Genomic DNA, 18,296 nt, shown 5'->3' on the forward strand with positions numbered 1-18,296 from the left:
AATCGGGCTAACAAACAGCCAAATGACAAAGGGAAGGATTAAACATACATTTTGCCTTCCGACTGTCGCCTTCTGCTACCTACAGCAAGCTACTTGGAGAAAGAAACTTACTAAATTTTCGCTTAGTAAGTTTCCGTGGCGTTTAGTATTTTCCGCCTTCCAAAGTCGCGGATGATTTATCGCCCTTTTACTCTAAGTCCCGACGGCCGGGGTTACGAGCTGGATCGTTCGACAAAAATCCGAAGATGAAGATAGTTACGAAGAAGGCAACAACAATATAAACAGCGATTTTTAAAGTCAGCATAGAAATATCTCCAACGGGTAAAACAAAGAAAGCTTTTCTTTCAGTATCTGCAATGCAGAAAAGATAGCTACTTTATATTACCCAAATCTCGTCCCTTTTTTAGAGGACTCTGGGGACTCAGGACTAGCAATGTCTACCCTACGGTTATTGATAACGTACAAGATGTCAGTTGTCTGACTTGTAGATGCCCTTAAGAAAGAATAACTCAGAGACGTTTACCCTTGTGACGTTGACTGATGGCAAAGGTTTCCCAAAAAAAGCAACAGGTTACAGGGGATAGTTACTATTCCCCATGCCCAATGTCCAATGTCCAATGCCCAATGCCCAATGCCCAATGCCCAGAGCAAGAACAGCGTTTAATTTTGGTAAACAGTAAGTAGCTAATGGGTGTAATGGAAAACAACCTTGTACTACCTTCTGCTGCAACCATTCACGGTCAACGCTACCTGTTGCACGACTTCCCCACAAGCGCATATCTAAAGTAAGATTGAAGACGTGCGTGATTCAAAATCGTTCAAAAGCTCGGCAGTTACAATAGCAACAGCCATTAAAACTAAATTTTCATCTTTTGTTTCTACATAAACTGGTAAATAAGCGACTTCATCTGTACATTCTGAATAAAACTCTTGTCCAGTAGCGTAAGGAACAAGAACAATTAATCGATTTTGATTTTTTATTTGTGATGTATTTTTGACCAAACCTCACAAAATCGCATTACTCCTGTATTGAGTTCAAGCTAGAGATTTTGTGAGAAGGTTACCATCCAATACCAGGCTAAGTTGCCCATTGGCAAGAATGCTAGTTCCTTGAATATAAGCAGCAACTGGGATTGCTTCCCCCAGAGGATGGATCGCAGAGGATTGCTTGCCGATGATGCAATCTACTTCTAAAGCACATCGTTTGTCTAAGTAACGAAATACTAATAAAGGCTTATCCTGCTTGAAAGCATTTAGTGTATCTGTGCTGTAAGTAGTAACTGAGGTGGGAAGATGGTTAGGACAAGTCAGTACATCAGTCAATAAGTGGATAGGGACGAGCATTTCTGTTGTTAGATGCTCATGAGCACAACCAAGGAAGGCACTGGATCTGCCAGAAGACTGCAAAAATAACATGCGTCCCGCTTGAGTTTGGATAATTTGTTCGGACTGCGATAGACAAATCTGCTCTACAGAATCAGCAATAAATGCATAGACTCTGGAGTTAGCTTGACAGACGATAAGTTGAGCAATTTTTTGATCGAGGAGAATTTGGAGCGAGAAGGCCGTACCATGTCCAGCTTTAGACTTCAATACTATTCTTCCCTGAATAGCTGTTAATTGCTTGCAAACTTCAGTTAATTCTACTCCTAACTCTAAGGCAGCACGATCGCATAAAACAGATGAAACCTCTGGTTCAAGTACCAGTTCTTGTAAGATATCCCCTGGTTTTGTAAGGTCGAGTCCTTGGGCTAAAGCTTGTTGATAAATTTGAGATAAGTTAATTCCTGCACCATCATCACAGCCATCAATAATCAGTTGATTTCCCTGCTGGTAAACTTGAATTTCAATAATACCGTTGCTATTTTTACCTAGCTGTTGGCGTGTTTGGCGAGACTCAATACTTTGCTCTAGTAAATAGCAACTTATATGCAACAGGAGAGCATGGAGGCGATCGCTAAATGCCCGATCGACTTGGATATCGCTAATTTGTAAATGTAGTCTAGCAGACTTATCTTGTAGAGCTTGTAACTGAGACCAAAGCCGATGCAACGGTTCTAAGGCTACTTTTAAAGGAATAGTTGTAACTGTTTTGACTAAATTGGAAGAATGGTTAAGCAACTTTTCCTGCTGTATGAGTTCTTGTTTGAGTTGATGATGATTGTTATTCAGCGAATGAACAGTTGATGCCACCTGAGACGCTTCAGCCAAAACAGATTGAAGAGTACTGTATAATTGCTGAGAGCGAGAAGCAGCTAGAGGAGAAAGGGTATCTGAAATTGCTGCTAAACGTCCTGACCATTCCTGTAGGTTATCCAGCAGGTGTTGTAATCGTTTAACTTGTCGGAGCAACCGCCCGATCGTATGTTGTTGTTGTTCTTCCTGACAGGCTTGCTGATTATATGTAGTTAATAATGTTGCAACTAGCGCGTTTAGTTGTTCGAGATGCTTAATATTGATGGGTGTGGCGGTTGGAATACTTGTTGCAACAATGGTAGAAATGGATTCTTGCAAAGAGAGTGGATGGCGATCGCGAACAGATTTAACTAGGGATGCAACAGAAGTTTCAGTCGGCAGGGAAAAATCCCCCAACCAAGCATGAAAATCTTCTTCCCCATACTCCTTCGGGTTTGCTAGTTCCCCTACATTGATGGGAAGTTGCTCGGTATGTACGTGAACAAGGCTGTCAGACTGGGGGCTAGTTTCATCTATTAGTTCCCTGTCAAGACTATCCTTGTCTTTAACCATGACTTGCTCTGGTAGAGCTGTAAAAGATTCTACCTTGGCCAAGCAATCGCCAAACTGAATAACTGGTTGAGATTCTTGCGGTTGCTCTATCGATGTCTCAAGGTTTGTTTCCTGGGGGATAACGCTTTGTTGGCGATCACCAAACTCTGCTTGTAGACGAGCAACAATGGCAGACATCCGCTCCAGAATTTCTACTTCGTCAATTTGCGAGGCTGTTAAAAATGCCATCAACAGCATCTGTAGGCAATCTAATCCTTCCGACAACAGGGAGGCGATTGGGGCGTTGACAGTTGCCCGATACTGATGCAGAAGCTGAAAAATCTCTTCTAGTGCAGCCGCAACTATGGCAATGGCATCTAGCTCGGCTGCTATGGCAATCGAATGCAGAGAGCGAGCAGCTTCCATAAGAGCCAAAGCTGTACCAGGGTTACTGTCTTTTGTATAGTTAGGCAACTCCTGCTCCAAGAACAGTAACAAATCGATCGCTTCTTCTAGAAAGCGATCGTCGTTCTGCGGTTGGGGGACAAAATCGGTACTCATGAAAACAACTCTCAGTTTCTATGGGGTTTGTGACAATTCTATGGCTTCGATATTGTTTGGAGGCTACAAGCAGCGATGTCGGCGATCGCTCTGAATTGCTCCTGGATTTGCGCGATTGACTCCAGCCCAGCACTGATTTGTCGATCGCACGGTTCGATAGCAGAAGCAACGTCTGTTGCTGCCACCTGGAGTTCCTGGAACCATTCCTCTATATTTAGGGTGCTGTCGCGGGCTTGACGGGCGAGAATTTCCACCTGTTCGGCAGCAGCTAGCAAACCTCGTTCCTGATCGCTAGCTTTTGTGGCTTCGATGGCTGTATTCAGGGACAAAATCTGAATTTTGGTACTCAAGCTTTCCACAAGGCGAACAAAGCCAGAAGCTTGCTGGCAAAATTCACCAAGGTATTGCAGCTGTTTATTAGTAATAGCAACAGTATCTTGAATAGACATTAAATGCTCGCGCTCCTGCTCGGCGATTCTTGCTCCTGCTTGTACCGCCTGGCTCACCTGCTGAAATGGCACTAGTAACTGTGACCGATCGCCGGATTCAGCCTTTTGGGGAGGCGATGACAGCTGTTGAGCAGGTGGAGCTACTATTTCAGCCCAACGCAAGTTAATTGTCAACATCATTCCTACTTGTTGTAGCAAACTGCGCTCTGCTTCCTGCCATTGTCGGGGTTGAAGGCAATGATGAATAACTAACAAACCCCAAAGCTGTTGTTTGACAATCAAGGGCAAGCACAGGCTAGCTTGCACCTGAAAGCGTTGCCAAAATTGCTGTTGGCGTGGAGTTAGTTCTAATACTTCAGTTAGGTTGTTGAGCAAGTGTTGTCCGTCACCAACGTCGGGTTTATTAACAAATAAATTTATCGGTAGAGATTGGTTGAGCAAGGATGTCCAACCCGCTTGTATCGCTTCAGCGATCGCTCGACTGCGATTATCTTCCTCAAAACGATAAATCAGGACGCGATCGGCGTTGAGAACATCTCGAAGGGCGGTGACTGTAACCTCCAAAAGTGCAGCTTGACCTTTTGTCTGCTGCATTTGCTGATCGATGGCCGCAAGTTGTTCTCGCTGGAGCTGAAAAGCCCCTCGAACATTTTCATCATTGTCGCTGGGCGAATCCTTAGCCAAAGCTTGGATAAAAGCTTCGATTTGACTCACCTTCTGCTGCAATTGAGCGACCTTTGGCCCCTTAGCAGATTGAAAGACTGCTTTGATTACAGCCACATTAGCCAAAATTTCTTCTATCTGGATTTCATTTTCAACAGGCTGGGTTTCAGAATTAGGGTCTAAGGTTGCGATCATGACAGAAAACTCCTTGGCAGCATCAAGTTAAATCAGTGGGTTTGCCATTGCAATGTCTGGGCGATGGCTCTGGTGTCTAAAATCCAGCGCTCGCCTGGCAGAATACCTCGAACAAAATTTAGCAGTTTGTTTGGGGAAAAGTCGGTTGGTGCCGATTGTGCTTGCTGTAAATCCTGCCACTCTACATCGTAGACATGAGCCACCAAAAACCCGATTACCTGATTTTGCAGCTCGATAACCAGAACCATTGGCTTTTCTGGTCGTGACTGCCGCTTCAAAAGCGGCGCATAACCAAGCAAATGTTCCAAGTCAACCAGCCGCAGCATCTGTCCTTGCCAATTATAGAAACCTAAAATCCAACTTGGTAAGGCCGGGGCTGGGGAAATTTCTTGGCTAGCGAGATGAATAATGTCCTGTAATGAGTGGAATGGTAGCAATCCACTTCCTTGATTCCCCAAGGAAAAACGGAGAAATCGTTCCCGTTGTTCACCTGATGTCAGCCCAGGAGCCAAGGTTGGGGTTGTTCCGGGCAACCCCAACTTATCAGCCAATATCTGGCTCATGCCTAGAAGAAGTACTTTGAGTGGTTCTTCGTTTGGTGCTACAGACAAAACAGCCATGTGGCTAACACAGCTTAACTCCGCCACTTGCCGATAAGACCACGGCACCGGACGCACAGCTGACAAAGGAATATCGATTAAGGCAGGGGGCTTGTCCACAGGAATGCCACAAATTTCCCCAGTCCGCGTTTGAGTCAGAAGTAAGAAGCGCCCTGAAGTGTCAACCGCAGATAGAACTTGATGCGCCTGTTGGGCTTGTACTTGCGAAATGAACTTCTGGCGCAAGTCCACAATTGTGATGGTTTGCGCTCCCAAATTAACCATCCCGATACCACTTTCAACTGTACTGCTGCTAATAGGGGGACAAGCCATCACCTTGAGAACTGCACCAACTGGCAGGGCAAATAAATAGTCTGCGATCGCAAAAACAACGACTCGTAATGAGTCGCGCTCGCTCACAGCGCCAGATAATCGCTTAAACGGAAAGGGAGTGTTAAGCATAAATACTAATTCGTAATTCGTAATTCGTAATGACGCTCGAAGACTTGCTAACCTGCGCTAACGTAATTCGTAATTAAGAAAGTCAGATATGGCATGGCTTTCGGGGTTTGAATGTGTTGCCTCATTTTAGAGAATTGGGCTAAGGGGTGTTAAGCAGTTCAGCGATCGTGGTCAGGAAGTTCTGTTCTGAATAGGGTTTGGTCAGGTAAGCTTTCGCCCCTAGAGCTAAAGCTAATTGGCGGTGCTTCTGTCCGCTACGGGTAGTCAGCATCACTACAGGAACCCCGAACAAACGCTCGTCTTGGCGACGGTGTTCTAAAAACTCAAATCCATTCATCTGCGGCATTTCAATGTCACAAATCACTAAATCGACATCACTGTGTTGCAGCATTTGCGCGATCGCCTCTCGACCATCGCCTGCTTGCAACACTTGATAATCGGCTTTCTGGAGCGTCTGCACCAAACTTTGCCTTTGTACAACCGAATCTTCCACCACTAACACCATCAGTCGGTTAGGTTGAGCAACGGCTGTATTGACTTCCATCGACTGTTGTTGCGGTTGCGTAGTTAGCTCGGATTGCTGCCCCTCTAGAGTAAGAACAGGCTCAGGCGCGGGCAATAGTTTAGTTGCAAGACTTGATGCCGGGGAAGTCGGCATCATATCTGTCTCCCAAGTTTGCCGAACTAACTCCAACGGGTCAACGATTAGGGTAAGACTACCATTTCCCAACACGCTGTAGCCTTGGATGTAACTAGGTAAAGTCAGGACTCTGCCGAGGGATTTAATTACTAATTCCTGCTCGACTAAAATCTGATCGACTTGCAAACACAGGTATTGATGCTCTGTTTCCAACAGCAGCAGAGGTTCGACGGTGTTCCGTTGTTTGACTGGAAAAGGACTTAGGTTTAAATTGTGGTCTTGGGTGAATAAAGGATATTTGTAATCCAGCAAATTCGCAAGCGAGCGGATGGGAACTAGTTGCTGACTTTGCCCTTCTCCCCACTGCCAGAATTTTTGGATGCCTTGCCCGTGTAAAGATTGTTGGACTTGAATCTGCTCTGGCTGCGGTAATAAAACCTGGCTAATTCCTTCAGACAGCAACCCATAAGTAATACCTTGAGATTGACAAACGAGCAAGCGTGCCGTTGTCAAGCTCAGGGGCAATTGCAGGATGAAGGTGGTTCCTTGTCCTGAAATTGATCGCACCACAATCGAACCTTGTAAAGCTTGCAATTGAGTGCGAACGACATCTAAGCCGATACCACGGCCAGATAACTCACCAATCTGGTTGGCGGTAGAAAAGCCTGGTTCAAATAATAACTCTGCCAGTTGGTCTTCTGAGGCGTAGGCGGCTTGTTCGGGAGTCAGCAGGTGTTTTTCTATAGCTCGCTGCCGAATGGATTCCCAGTTTAACCCTCGACCATCATCCCGTACCTCAATAGTAGTGCGGTTGCCTTGATGATAGGCTTTAATTGTAATTGTTCCGGTTTCTGGTTTACCCTGCTGGCGGCGGGTTTCTACCGGTTCAATGCCGTGATCGAAGGCATTGCGAATCATGTGCAGCAAGGGATCGTACAACTGCTCAGAAATGGCTTTATCCACCAGTACCTTTGTACCGCCAAGCTTGAGTTCAACAGGTTTATGATAAGTTGCTACCATCTGTTGCAGGAGGCGGGGTAATCGATTCAACACTGTTCCCAGTGGAACCATTCTGGCTTGCAGCAAATCCTCCTGCGCTCCTGAAAGCAGTTGCTTGCGCTTTCCGAGACTGAAGCGAGATTGCTGAACTAAGCCATTAACAGCCTCAATCCGTTCTCCTAATTGCACCATGTCTTCTGTAAGATTTTGCAGGAGAATGTGCAACTCGCTATAGTTATCCATTTCTAAGGCATCAAAATTGGATTGTGCCTCGGTAGTTGGAACTGAGCGTGGAGAGCCATGTATATGTCGCTGCTTGCATTCGGGAAGCAGCAAATGTCGATCCGACCAAGTAAAAACTTTACTAAGTTGTTGTTGACAGTACAAAAACTTTAGTAGAGTGTCCTCAGCTGCTTTGTGGATGTGGTTAGATTGCAGGTTTTGTTGGTTTTCGCTGATTAGCAATTCCCCAATTGTATGGCTGAGGCGATCGAGCTGTTCTATCGCGACTCGGATACTGGGAAGTGATGCCGATGATTGAGCCTGGAGGCTTGGCGCTGGTGGTGGAGAGGCTGGCCGATCTGAGTCTGAGTATCGGTAACATGTCTTTGGATCTCCTATCCAGATTGATTGTAAAATCCGCTCTATGGCAGAGGGGACTACTACCGAATCCTGAGAAATAGGTTCCAGTACCTCCGGTGCTTTCGGTACGGAATTATCAGTCCGCTTCGGGAAAAACGACCAAATTGATTCCGCTTCGCTGGCACTGAGGAGAGGGGATGGCTTATTCTCAGTTGTAGTCGTTTGTGTTGGTTGGGCAGCTATCGAAACTGACTGCCCTTGCGGTTCTTGGACAGGAATAGTTATTCCTGCCCATTCTCGCAATTGTGGAGATATCTCTCCCCCTTGAGTGCGATCGCCTGCAAGTACTGCTGCTTGAGCCGCTTTAAAATTTTCTAAAGCCACCTGAGCGATTTCCAATACTTTGTCTGGATGTGCTTTGAGCGCGTTTAGGGTCGCCTGGGCAATTTCTTCCAATCCAGATAAGCCATAAGATGCTGCTAGTTCGACAAAAAATTCTGCTTGGGAGTTGAGTGTTGTTTGAATTTGTTGCGGATCTTGGCTTTGAATGTCAGCTTCAAGCTGTTGCAGATCCTGGAGTACACTCCCGGAAAAGATTGACTCTACCACATCAAAGCCAAGTTCTTCCGAACTGGGAAGCAGAGCCTCGCGACCAAAAAAGTCGCCTAGTTTATGTTGGAGTTGGGCGAAGATTGAGGCAGTTCGATCGAGTATTTCTGCCTCATTGCAGGATAAGCCCATCAAGGTTGCACTCAATGGAGTTCGCAGGCACTCATAAGCATCTAGAAGCAAAGCACCCAATTCTGGATCGATTTCCAATTCTGGAGCGTATAACGCTTGGAATACATCTTCCAAATGATGGGCAATTGTCTGAATAGTTTCTTGCCCAACACTGGCAGCACTCCCTTTGATAGTATGGGCGCTTCGCATCAAGGCATGAACTTTTTCTATTGTTTTTTCATCAAGTAGACCGATCAGATTCTGCTCAATGGTTTGCAACAACTCTGCCGCTTCCGCAAGAAAAGCCTGCTCTTGATTACTGGGATCGGGGTTCATAACAGTTTTGCGAGATTAGTCAACTTTGAACTGGCTAACGCTGGTTTCCAGTTGTTGTGAAGTCATCCGTAGTTCCTCGAAAGACTCGGAAATGTGGATGGCACTTTGTGAAGTCTTGCGGGCGATCGCCGAAACATCCATCATCGCCTCTGTCAATATGTGAGATTGCTGACTTTGATGGGAAACTGCTTGGGTAATTCCTTGTACCAGTCCACCAATTTCGTTGGTGGCTGCTACGATCGCACTGAGGGAATGACGAGTCTCATCGATCAAGTTCGAGCCTTGGACAACTTGAGTAATCCCTACTTCCATTGCTTCGGTAACTTCGTTGGTGCCAGCTTGAATTTCTTGCACGAGTCGCTCAATTTCTGTAGTGGCACTAGCCGACTGATAAGCTAGGGAACGAACTTCATCTGCAACCACCGCAAAGCCTTTGCCATACTCTCCAGCACGGGTAGCCTCGATCGCAGCATTGAGTGCCAGCAAATTAGTTTGAGTGGCAAAGTTTTCAATCAGACTCACTACTTTCGAGATTTTCTGAGAAGCTTCACCGAGGCGTTTAATCTTCTTCGCTGTTTCAGACACGGTTTCCCGAATCTCCAAAATGCCATCTACGGTTCTTTCCATCAGGGAATCACCAGCTTGGACGGTGTTATTAGCTCTTTGAACCGCTTGTCCTACTTTTTGGGCATCAGCAGCGACTACCTGGGTGGAAGTTACCATCATTTGTAATTGTTCCAGAGCGTGTTCGAGCCGTTCTGCCTGCTGTTGAGCTTGGTCAGATAGTTTCACTACTGAGATAGTGTTATTGCTCGAAGTTTCACTCACCCTGCCAGCAGCAATCTGCACTTGTCGCACTAAATCTCGCAAACTTTGGATCGTAGTATTGTAACCATCGGCGATCGTCCCAATTTCATCTTCAGATAGGGGAGCTCTAACAGTGAGATCGCCCCTGAAGGATGGTTCCAAAGCCATGAGAACGCGTATAGCTCCTTGTTGTAGTTTTTCCCGGGCGGTGCGTTCGCGCTCTGCTGCTTCTGCTAGTTGCTGCTCTTGAATACGCACCTGTTTTAGGTAGTCTGCAAGATTCAGGGCAAGACCAATCTGGACGCTGGCTTGGTTGAGAACATCCTCCTCGGATTGCTCCCACTGGCGCGGTGTGCTATTTTGATAAACTCCCATCAGCCCCCATAGCCGATTTTCTTGAAAAATTGGAGAAATCATGTAGGCTTTAGTTCCCCACAGTTCTAACAATTGGATGTGACATTCGTCATGACCGACAGTATATATATTGTCAACCCGCAAACTTTCTTTGCGGGCATAACGCCCTCCCTGGTTGTACTGGAGATAGGTATCTCTAACTCTGGCAAGGCTTGTTCCCACAAGCTTAGGCCAATCCCCACTCACAGACTCAACTACAAATTCTCCAGACCAATCAGGCTCAAAACGGTAAATTCCAACTCGATCTGCTTTGAGTAGCTGACGAAGTTCGTGGGTGGCAAACTGGACAAATTCCAGAACATTACCATGACTTTGGGCCATTTCTGTTAACCGACTTGGCAGGCGATAGGAAAATCGGGCGTTTGCTACTTCCCGTTCTGCCAGTTTTATCAGTTCTTCATTCTTGCTTAAGGTTTGTTGTAAGTATTGCGATTGCTGGACGGCAACCCCAAACTGCGTGCCGATTTTCGTTACCAAGTTGACTTCATTATCTTGCCATTGCCGCGGCCCGCTATTTTGGTAAGCTCCTAACAAACCCCAGAGCTTGTTTCCGGCAATAATCGGGGTGATGATATAGGCTCTAATCTGGAATTGCTCTAGAATTTTCAAGTGGCACTGGGCATGACCAGCAGTGTGAATATCATTAATCACAAAGGTCTCGTTGTTGCGATAGCGTCCACCTTGGGTTTGTTGTAGGTGTTCATCTTCCCATACAGTCTTGATATCGGGGCCAACCAAAGCCACCCATTCACGACTTACGGATTCGGCAATAAACTCCCCACCCCAATCTGGATTGAAGCGATACACGGCTAGGCGATCGCATTCCAAATGCGATCGCAATTCTGGTAGGGCATTGCGGAAAATCGTATCTAGCTCTTGAGCTTGGCGGATTTTTTCTGCCAGCCGTGTCAATGCTCGTTCCCCTTCTGCGGTTCGCGCTAACTCTGCATTCTTCTTCTTGAGCTGTTCGATATACTCAATCTGTTGCAAGCCTATACCCATTTGCACAGCTAGTTTTCGCAACAGTTGCACATCTTTGGATTTCCACTGCCGAGGGCCAGTATTTTGGTATACTCCTAAAAAGCCCCAGAGTTTGTTTCCAGTAAAGATAGGAGCGATCGTGTAAGCCTTGGCCTGGATTTTTTCTAATATCTCTAGGTAGCACTGAACGTGACCAACAGTGTAAATATCATTGACAACAAAGGTTTCATGATTGCGATAGCGTCCGCCCTGAGTTTCTTGTAAGTGCTCGTCCATCCAAATCGTTTTGATGTCGGAACCAGCTAAAGACAGCCATTGATCTTTTACGGATTCGGCAATAAACTCTACACTCCAGTCGGGATTAAAGCGAAATACTGCTAGGCGATCGCACTGTAGTTGTTTGCGTAAACTTGGCAGCACATTCAGGAAAATTGTATCTAGCTCTTGGGCTTGGCGAATTTTTTCCACCATCCCTGTCAGCAACTGTTCCTCTTCTGCTGCTTGCGCTAACTCTGCATTCTTCGTTTTCAGTTCTTGGATGTATTCGGCTTGCTGCACGCTTAACCCCAATTGAATGCCCAATTTGGTCAGCAATCGCACCTCCTCGGAATTCCATTGGCGCGGGCCGCTATTTTGGTAAGCTCCTAAAAAACCCCAAAGTTTGTTTCCAGCAAAAATAGGGGCGATGGTGTAAGCTTTAACTTGGAACTGCTCTAACAGGTCGATGTAGCACTGAGCATGACCAACAGTATAGATGTCATTAACGGCCAAGGTTTCATTGTTACGATAGCGCCCGCCTTGGGTTTGCTGTAGGTGTTCGTCTTCCCATACGCTCTTGATATCGGGGCCAACCAGAGGCACCCAGTCACTTCCTACAGATTCAGCCATAAATTCACCACTCCAGTCAGAGTTGAAGCGATATATTGCTAGGCGATCGCATTTAAACAACTGCCGCAATTCTGCCAAGGTAGTGCGGTAAATTGTTTCTGGCTGTTGGGAATGAAGCATTCTATCCGCCATTCGCGCGATCGCGTTTTCTACTTCAGCTACTTGTGTCATTTCTAGATTTTTTAACCGTAGCTGTTCGATATATTCAGCTTGCTGGAGGGCAATACTCAACGGTTCGGCGATCTGCAACAAAGCACCGGCCTCTTCCTCAGTCCATTTCCGAACATTAGAATTTTCATAGGCTGCTAACAAACCCCAGAGATTGCCGGCGCGGAAGATGGGAACATTGATGTATGCTTTGGCTTGGAACTTCTCTAATGTTTCTAAATAGCAAGGTGAAAAACCAGCAGCAGAAATATCGTTGACTTTACGGAAGCGCGTTCCTTTGGCATACATTCCACCCTGCGTTTCCTTCAGATAGGTATCGGCATCAAGTTTAACAGGGGAGCCATAATCCTTAACATTGCAACGCTCTGAAGATATCAGACCTGTTTTTAAAATGCTGTCTTGTTCCTGCATCTCCAACAGTGACGACCAACCAGCAGCCACAGATTCAGCGATAATTTCTCCACTCCAATCTGGATAAAATTGATAAACGACAACGCGATCGCATTTTAAAAATCGACGCAACTCTTGGGTTGCAGTGCGGAAAAGGGTGCGAAGATCCATTGCTTGCCCAATCTTTTCAATGATGCCGAAAACAGTACGTTCTCGTTCCACAAGTTTGGCTGACTCCTCAGAGCGGTGAGAAAGTTGTTGCTGATATTGCAACTGTTGAATACCAATACTAGATAGAGATGCAACCTGCACCATTAGTCGAACTTCACTATCTTTCCACTGACGAGGCTGAGAATTTTGATAGGCAGCGAGTAAGCCCCACAACTGTTCTCCCTGGAAGATGGCAACAATAATGTATGCTTTGGCTTGATAGGTTTCTAAAACTTTGATATAGCAGTCAGAAAAACCAGCACTGTAGATATCATTAGTGACTCGATAAATCTGTCCGCGATGGAAAGTTTTGCCTTGGGTGTGCTGAATGTGGCTATCTGCACTGGGCGATCGCCCTGTTGTCCCAGCCAATCCCCCTTCGTCTGCAAAGTTCCTAACACTGCAATAGTTAACGTTCTTGACAATTGCTGGGTTGTTTCGCTGTTCTTCTAATAGAGAAACCCACTCAGATCCAACAGATTCAGCCACAAATTCCCCACTCCAATCTGGCTGGAAACGATAAATTGCTACGCGATCGCATTTTAGTGACTGTCGCACTTCTTGGGTGGCAACGCGAAAGATGGTATCCAAATCTTTGGACTGGAGAATTTTATTCGCTACACCGACCAGGATTTGGTCTTTTTCCACTTCTTGTTGCAACGTAGCCTGAATCGCGGCAACTTGCAGTTGCACTTCTAATTCCTGCTCGATCAATTTTAGTAACCGAATTTCAGGATTTTGCCACTGGCGAGCAGCAGTGCATTGCTGCACTACCAACAAACCCCAAATCTCATCTTTTCCTAAGATCGGCAAACTCACACTAGCTCTTACCTGAAACCGATCCACGAGCTGCTTTTGGTAAGGGGACAAGCCAGCAGTGTAGGTATCGGCGATCGCGACTAATTTTTCTTGTTGATAAAGCTTGGCAGAACCTAACCCAAAAGTGACGGCGGGCAGTTTTTCCTTCAGCATTGGGGTAAAGCCATCCCTCATCGCCTCCGCAGCAACTATCCCCAGCGTCGGATTCGTAAACTGATACAGCACCACGCGATCGGCTTGCAGTGAGCTTTGTACCTCCATGACAACAGTAGCGAGCAAGGTATCTAGATCGGAAAATTGACGGATTTTGCTAGTGATCGCCTGTACTTGCTCTACCTCTAATCCATCTCCTCCGTCTTGATATGACAACACACTTACCAGTTCTTTTAACTTGCGGATTCTCTCTCGCAATGGTCCTGTTTCCACCCAATCAGCTTGATCCAGTTCAGTTCGCAATTCTTCTAAAGCGGAGGTGATTTGCTGTTTTGCTGGTACATCAACGGTATGCCCGTTATCGGTTTCCTTATAACCGTTGCTGGAATTTGAGCGAGGTTGGCTGGGTGTAAGATTGTGTTGCGCTACCATAATCTTTCTTGCTATGAAGGTTGTTGGAGTTAATAAGTAGAATGCAGAGCGGAGGCTACTGACTTTTCTAGAACGGCTTCAGCGTCCAGAAGCCTTTGTGCGTCCGCCCTTGGGGTTGTGTAGGAAGCTCTGAACTTTAAAGAGGCTGAAGGGCTTGAATCACAACATGGGTGTCAAGTAACATCAAAGGGCTACCTTGAGAATCCACAAAGTAACCCTGCAAGAATGAGCCTAGTCGGGCAGGTAACATCGATGTCGAAATTGCTAACCGCTCTTGGGGGTCATGAACTTCAATGGTATTGACTTGCTCGACCAACAGCCCGACGGTTTGATTCTGGACTTGAACAAGCATCGCCATGCCAGAGTTACGCACACCTTCTCGCCGACACCAGTGTGTTGCTCCCAACAAACCTGCTAAATCAAGAATCCAGATCGCTTCTCCCCGCCAATTCATTATGCCTAACAAGAATTCTGCTACCTGCGGTACTGGCAAAATTTCGGTGAGTGCAACCTGAATTACTCCCCGCAAATCAGCTAATGGGAGTAACCCATTTACCTTTCCATTCAACGGAAATCTTAAAAACCTCTGGTTGTTTCCTTGGGAAGAGTTTTCAAGTCGAAATTGGCTATTCATGGGTAGCGAAGAAAAGCTATCATTGCCCTGTACCATTGCCCTAGTTTCCTTTAGCGAATAAATTTATTAACAGTCTGGAGCAAGGTATTTTCATCTACAGGTTTGACTAAATAGCCATCGGCACCACTCATAGTGCCCCAAGTTTTATCAACATCTGTGTTTTTAGTTGAGCAAATCACTACCGGGATTGCTTTTGTTGTCGGATCGGCTTTCAACTTGCGGCAGAACTCAAATCCACTTTGGCCTGGCAAAATCAAATCCAGTAAGATCAAGTCAGGTTTTTGTTGTTTTAACCTGAGTTGAGCCTCTTCACCACTGCGAACTTCATAAACTGAATATCCTCCTTGCTCTAGGTAACGTGTCATCTTTTCGGATTCTGTGAGACTATCTTCAACTAAAAGAACTTTTTTCATTTTTTCCTAACTATTTAATTTAGAATTTGAAAAATGATTGCGACAAATGAATTAACACCAACCCAGATGTAGAAAGCAATTTCCAATGCAAAATTTGTTTTGAAAATGGATGTAGGGGAGCCATCGACATGACTGTCGCTTCAACCTAAACGCTTAAATACTTGTGAAGCACATTGAGTACTTTTTCTGCCTCTACGGGTTTACCCAAAAAGTCAGTTGCCCCGACTAATTTTGCTCTCATCCGATCTACTATGCCATCTTTCCCTGTTAAGATGACAACCGGCACATTTTTGAGACTTGGAGTTTTACGGATTTGAGAACAAATTTCATAGCCATTCACTTTTGGCATCAACAGATCCAAAAAAATGAAGTCGGGCTTGCTTTTAATTAGGTTTAAAATTGCCGTCAAGGACTCTTGAATGCCAACAAAGCGATAACCTTGATGAATGAGAATTTCCTCCAAACTGCGACAGATCGTCGGACTATCATCCACACAGGCTACTAAAGGTCTTGAGACATCAATAATTGCTTTACTCGCCGCTGGGAGACCAACTTGTAAAATAGTCTTCTCTTCTGTCTTCAGTGAAGAATTGGAATTATTAACTGCACTGGACGGACTGACAATTTCTTTACCAGTCGCTGGGGAAGCAACTTTGTTAAAATTGGGCGCAACTTGTATAACAGTGTCCTCTTCTGTCTTTAGTGAAGAATTGGAATTATTAACTGTACTGGACGGGTTGCCAGTTTCTTGACTAATCCCAACCTTCCTGAGTCTTGGGGTGGGTGAAAAAGCGATCGCCCCTGCTTTTACCAATGGCATTAATAACCGAGTCAAAGCTAAGACATCCCGACCGCTTTTTTGCCCTAGACCTCGTAAAGTTTTTGTTCCATCAACTAGAGAAATAATCTGTTTAGAGGATGCTTGTCTTTGGAGTAGCTCAAGTTGTTGAATGATCGGAAATAAATTGGGCGAGTAGCTTGCCAGTCCTGCATCTCGCCATTCTTGCCAAGCTTGTGTAGCCTGTTTCAAGACTTCCTCAGTTGGTATTACAGCTAGGAGAACCCCAGGAACTTCACCAACAACGGTAGTATGTGACAATTGCCCTGCTGGATTGTCACCATTTCTTTTGGCTTCAATGTACTGCATTATATCAAACAGGACTTCAGCTATTGAGCTTGTAATCAGGTTAACAAGTTGTTGTTGTTCGATTAATTTTTGTTCTCGCAACTTAGCAAGAATGCAATACTCGCGATAATTTTCCTGGGGAGAGACAAGCCGCTCCAACTGTGTCACATCCAGATTAGAACAGTACCGCAACAAGTGTCGTCGCCATCGCTCATCGGCATTAGAACCGCCAGCCTGCCAAATTAATCGTCCTAAACGAAAATATAGCGTCCAAGTCGGCCCATCCCTTGCTTCAAGATTCAGCCTGCCTGTGAATAATTTAGTTTGAAGTTGGTTGATCAATTGATTCACAATGGATCGCACCTCCTTATATATCTTGAGTTTTGCATTTATATTTAGAATTCCTCAAACAATCCAGCTTACTAACTTCATCGTGCGATTGCCAATAGCAAAGTTCAAAACCTTGATTGAGCTATCCCAGCTTGTTATATCCCTTTCCAATCTGGATATTTTTAAAGTTCAAAGCCGGAAGCTTGAACAAAGATTTAAGCTCTTTTTCTAATTATTAATAGGTTAACTAATTATTAATAGGTTAACTTGTTACCATGTTACATCTACTGAGCAAATTGCTTGTATGGATGTAGTTGCAATACAGACCTGAAAAAGATGGAAATGTTGAATACTACAAAGCATAGACCAGCTTTAATGCTTATCGATTTTGTACTCTGCTGCTTAAGGCGACAGACACAAGCGATCGCATTCTGCTAGTCTGCAAATACAAAAAATGAGCTTTAATTAAGTTTGTCAAGAAATTGCTTGTTGCCGAATAAAGTATTGGCGATCGCGTTGTTCTAGTACCCCTTGCTTGATCAAGGAGCGTAGGATATCTATCGTTTGCACCCGGCTTAAGCCTATCACCTCTTCAATTTCTATCAGAGTAGCTCCTTCAGCTTGCTGAATGTATTGCTGCACTTTAGATTTAACAGTATCTGCATTCAAGGCAGGCACTTTCTTAGTCATCGTATTGGCGGAAGGACGAAAACCATTGGCTTTAATTGCGGAACGGGATATTGACCATTTTGGAACTGTTACAACTAATTTCTCTTCTTTAACAGGAGTCGGAGAAACAGCTTGTTCATGACTGTAATCGTCCCAAACACTGTTATGTAAGATTGCCCGGAAATTTTGCAAGTTTTGGAATAATGCTTGAGCCTTTGCTGCCCGCTGTTGGCGGTATTCTTGCTGGCGTTGCCAGACATCTGTTTTTATTTGCAATATTTCCAATTGCCGCTCTACAATCTCTTGCTGAAATTGCTGCTGTTGTAACTTTCTGCTGTTGTCAAGGCTGGTAACAAAACTGCTCAATTCTTGATGAAGCATATCTGCTTGCAGCTGAAATTCTTGTTGAGTTAGCTGTTTCCACTGGTTAACTTGTTGACGGCGTTCAGCAGTTATTTGCAATCGCTGCGATCGCTCTTGTTCCCATAAATTCTTGAGAGCCATCAGCTGAAGTCTCCTATTTTGTTAACTAGAAATATTAAATAAGCTGTTACGCATTTAATTTGTACATTTACCTGATGACTGATGACTGTTAACCGTTAACCGTCAACAGTCATCAGTCAACGACCATCAAGAGTGTTTATATACTTTAGACGCGCATCAGCTTAGGAGCCATGAAGACTCCCTTTTTCTAATGTGGTGTTAAGTAACAGATGGAACAGCAGCCTGAGATGTTAAACCAACTGCCTCGGCATATCTTAAGTAAGTTTCAACTGAAGCAATAACAATCCGAGCTTCTATTGATAGCAGTTCAATACCAACTAAAGAAACACGCACCCAAGCATCAACTACAATTCCTTTGTCCAAAATGCGGTCAATAACTTCAGCCAGACTTGAAGATGAGTTAACTTTTTCAACAGCCATTTTCT

Annotated in this window: 13 protein-coding genes; all 13 read right to left on the reverse strand. The window is 45.0% G+C overall.

What is annotated here, in order from left to right; translation table 11 throughout:
• Positions 1–187 precede the first annotated feature (187 nt).
• Entirely contained in the window at positions 188–304 is a 117-nt protein-coding gene (locus HWQ40_RS21595) for a photosystem II reaction center protein I (protein ID WP_041566417.1), read from the reverse strand.
• A gap of 267 nt (positions 305–571) precedes the next feature.
• Positions 572–778, reverse strand: coding sequence for a hypothetical protein (locus tag HWQ40_RS21600; RefSeq protein ID WP_292781591.1), 207 nt, complete (start codon positions 776–778; stop codon positions 572–574).
• Between the two features lie 2 nt (positions 779–780).
• Positions 781–1,002 (reverse strand): hypothetical protein, encoded by a 222-nt coding sequence (locus tag HWQ40_RS21605; protein ID WP_292781593.1) that lies wholly within the window; start codon positions 1,000–1,002, stop codon positions 781–783.
• A gap of 33 nt (positions 1,003–1,035) precedes the next feature.
• Complete coding sequence (locus tag HWQ40_RS21610) at positions 1,036–3,288, reverse strand: chemotaxis protein CheW (RefSeq protein ID WP_292781594.1); 2,253 nt, start codon at positions 3,286–3,288, stop codon at positions 1,036–1,038.
• A 38-nt stretch (positions 3,289–3,326) separates the two neighbouring features.
• Positions 3,327–4,595 (reverse strand): GAF domain-containing protein, encoded by a 1,269-nt coding sequence (locus HWQ40_RS21615; protein WP_292781596.1) that lies wholly within the window; start codon positions 4,593–4,595, stop codon positions 3,327–3,329.
• 32 nt (positions 4,596–4,627) lie between these two features.
• Positions 4,628–5,656: a chemotaxis protein CheW gene (locus HWQ40_RS21620; RefSeq protein WP_292781598.1), complete on the reverse strand. Its 1,029-nt coding sequence runs from the start codon at positions 5,654–5,656 to the stop codon at positions 4,628–4,630.
• Positions 5,657–5,795: 139 nt separating this feature from the next.
• On the reverse strand, positions 5,796–8,933 hold the full coding sequence (locus HWQ40_RS21625) for a hybrid sensor histidine kinase/response regulator (RefSeq protein ID WP_292781601.1): 3,138 nt from the start codon (positions 8,931–8,933) through the stop codon (positions 5,796–5,798).
• A 15-nt stretch (positions 8,934–8,948) separates the two neighbouring features.
• Positions 8,949–14,195 (reverse strand): GAF domain-containing protein, encoded by a 5,247-nt coding sequence (locus HWQ40_RS21630; protein WP_292781604.1) that lies wholly within the window; start codon positions 14,193–14,195, stop codon positions 8,949–8,951.
• A 136-nt stretch (positions 14,196–14,331) separates the two neighbouring features.
• Positions 14,332–14,865, reverse strand: a complete 534-nt coding sequence (locus tag HWQ40_RS21635; RefSeq protein WP_292781610.1) for a chemotaxis protein CheW — start codon at positions 14,863–14,865, stop codon at positions 14,332–14,334.
• 14 nt (positions 14,866–14,879) lie between these two features.
• Positions 14,880–15,242 (reverse strand): response regulator, encoded by a 363-nt coding sequence (locus HWQ40_RS21640; RefSeq protein ID WP_073640802.1) that lies wholly within the window; start codon positions 15,240–15,242, stop codon positions 14,880–14,882.
• 145 nt (positions 15,243–15,387) lie between these two features.
• The gene (locus HWQ40_RS21645; protein ID WP_292781618.1) at positions 15,388–16,719 is read right to left on the reverse strand and encodes a response regulator; all 1,332 of its coding nucleotides are present in this window, start codon (positions 16,717–16,719) and stop codon (positions 15,388–15,390) included.
• A gap of 453 nt (positions 16,720–17,172) precedes the next feature.
• Complete coding sequence (locus HWQ40_RS21650) at positions 17,173–17,871, reverse strand: gas vesicle protein GvpC (protein ID WP_292781621.1); 699 nt, start codon at positions 17,869–17,871, stop codon at positions 17,173–17,175.
• Between the two features lie 198 nt (positions 17,872–18,069).
• A complete protein-coding gene (gvpA, locus tag HWQ40_RS21655; protein ID WP_292781623.1) occupies positions 18,070–18,291 on the reverse strand; it encodes a gas vesicle structural protein GvpA in 222 nt (73 codons plus the stop codon).
• Positions 18,292–18,296 lie beyond the last annotated feature (5 nt).

The sequence above is a fragment of the Nostoc sp. NMS9 genome, assembly GCF_017114995.1.
GTDB lineage: Bacteria > Cyanobacteriota > Cyanobacteriia > Cyanobacteriales > Nostocaceae > Nostoc.

What these genes read in the sequence shown, in the direction of transcription:
- HWQ40_RS21595 (WP_041566417.1), bottom strand. Translation starts at nt 304, where the DNA reads ATGCTGACTTTAAAAATCGCTGTTTATATTGTTGTTGCCTTCTTCGTA.
- HWQ40_RS21600 (WP_292781591.1), bottom strand. Translation starts at nt 778, where the DNA reads ATGCGCTTGTGGGGAAGTCGTGCAACAGGTAGCGTTGACCGTGAATGG.
- HWQ40_RS21610 (WP_292781594.1), bottom strand. Translation starts at nt 3,288, where the DNA reads ATGAGTACCGATTTTGTCCCCCAACCGCAGAACGACGATCGCTTTCTA.
- HWQ40_RS21615 (WP_292781596.1), bottom strand. Translation starts at nt 4,595, where the DNA reads ATGATCGCAACCTTAGACCCTAATTCTGAAACCCAGCCTGTTGAAAAT.
- HWQ40_RS21620 (WP_292781598.1), bottom strand. Translation starts at nt 5,656, where the DNA reads ATGCTTAACACTCCCTTTCCGTTTAAGCGATTATCTGGCGCTGTGAGC.
- HWQ40_RS21625 (WP_292781601.1), bottom strand. Translation starts at nt 8,933, where the DNA reads ATGAACCCCGATCCCAGTAATCAAGAGCAGGCTTTTCTTGCGGAAGCG.
- HWQ40_RS21630 (WP_292781604.1), bottom strand. Translation starts at nt 14,195, where the DNA reads ATGGTAGCGCAACACAATCTTACACCCAGCCAACCTCGCTCAAATTCC.
- HWQ40_RS21635 (WP_292781610.1), bottom strand. Translation starts at nt 14,865, where the DNA reads ATGGTACAGGGCAATGATAGCTTTTCTTCGCTACCCATGAATAGCCAA.
- HWQ40_RS21640 (WP_073640802.1), bottom strand. Translation starts at nt 15,242, where the DNA reads ATGAAAAAAGTTCTTTTAGTTGAAGATAGTCTCACAGAATCCGAAAAG.
- HWQ40_RS21650 (WP_292781621.1), bottom strand. Translation starts at nt 17,871, where the DNA reads ATGGCTCTCAAGAATTTATGGGAACAAGAGCGATCGCAGCGATTGCAA.
- gvpA (WP_292781623.1), bottom strand. Translation starts at nt 18,291, where the DNA reads ATGGCTGTTGAAAAAGTTAACTCATCTTCAAGTCTGGCTGAAGTTATT.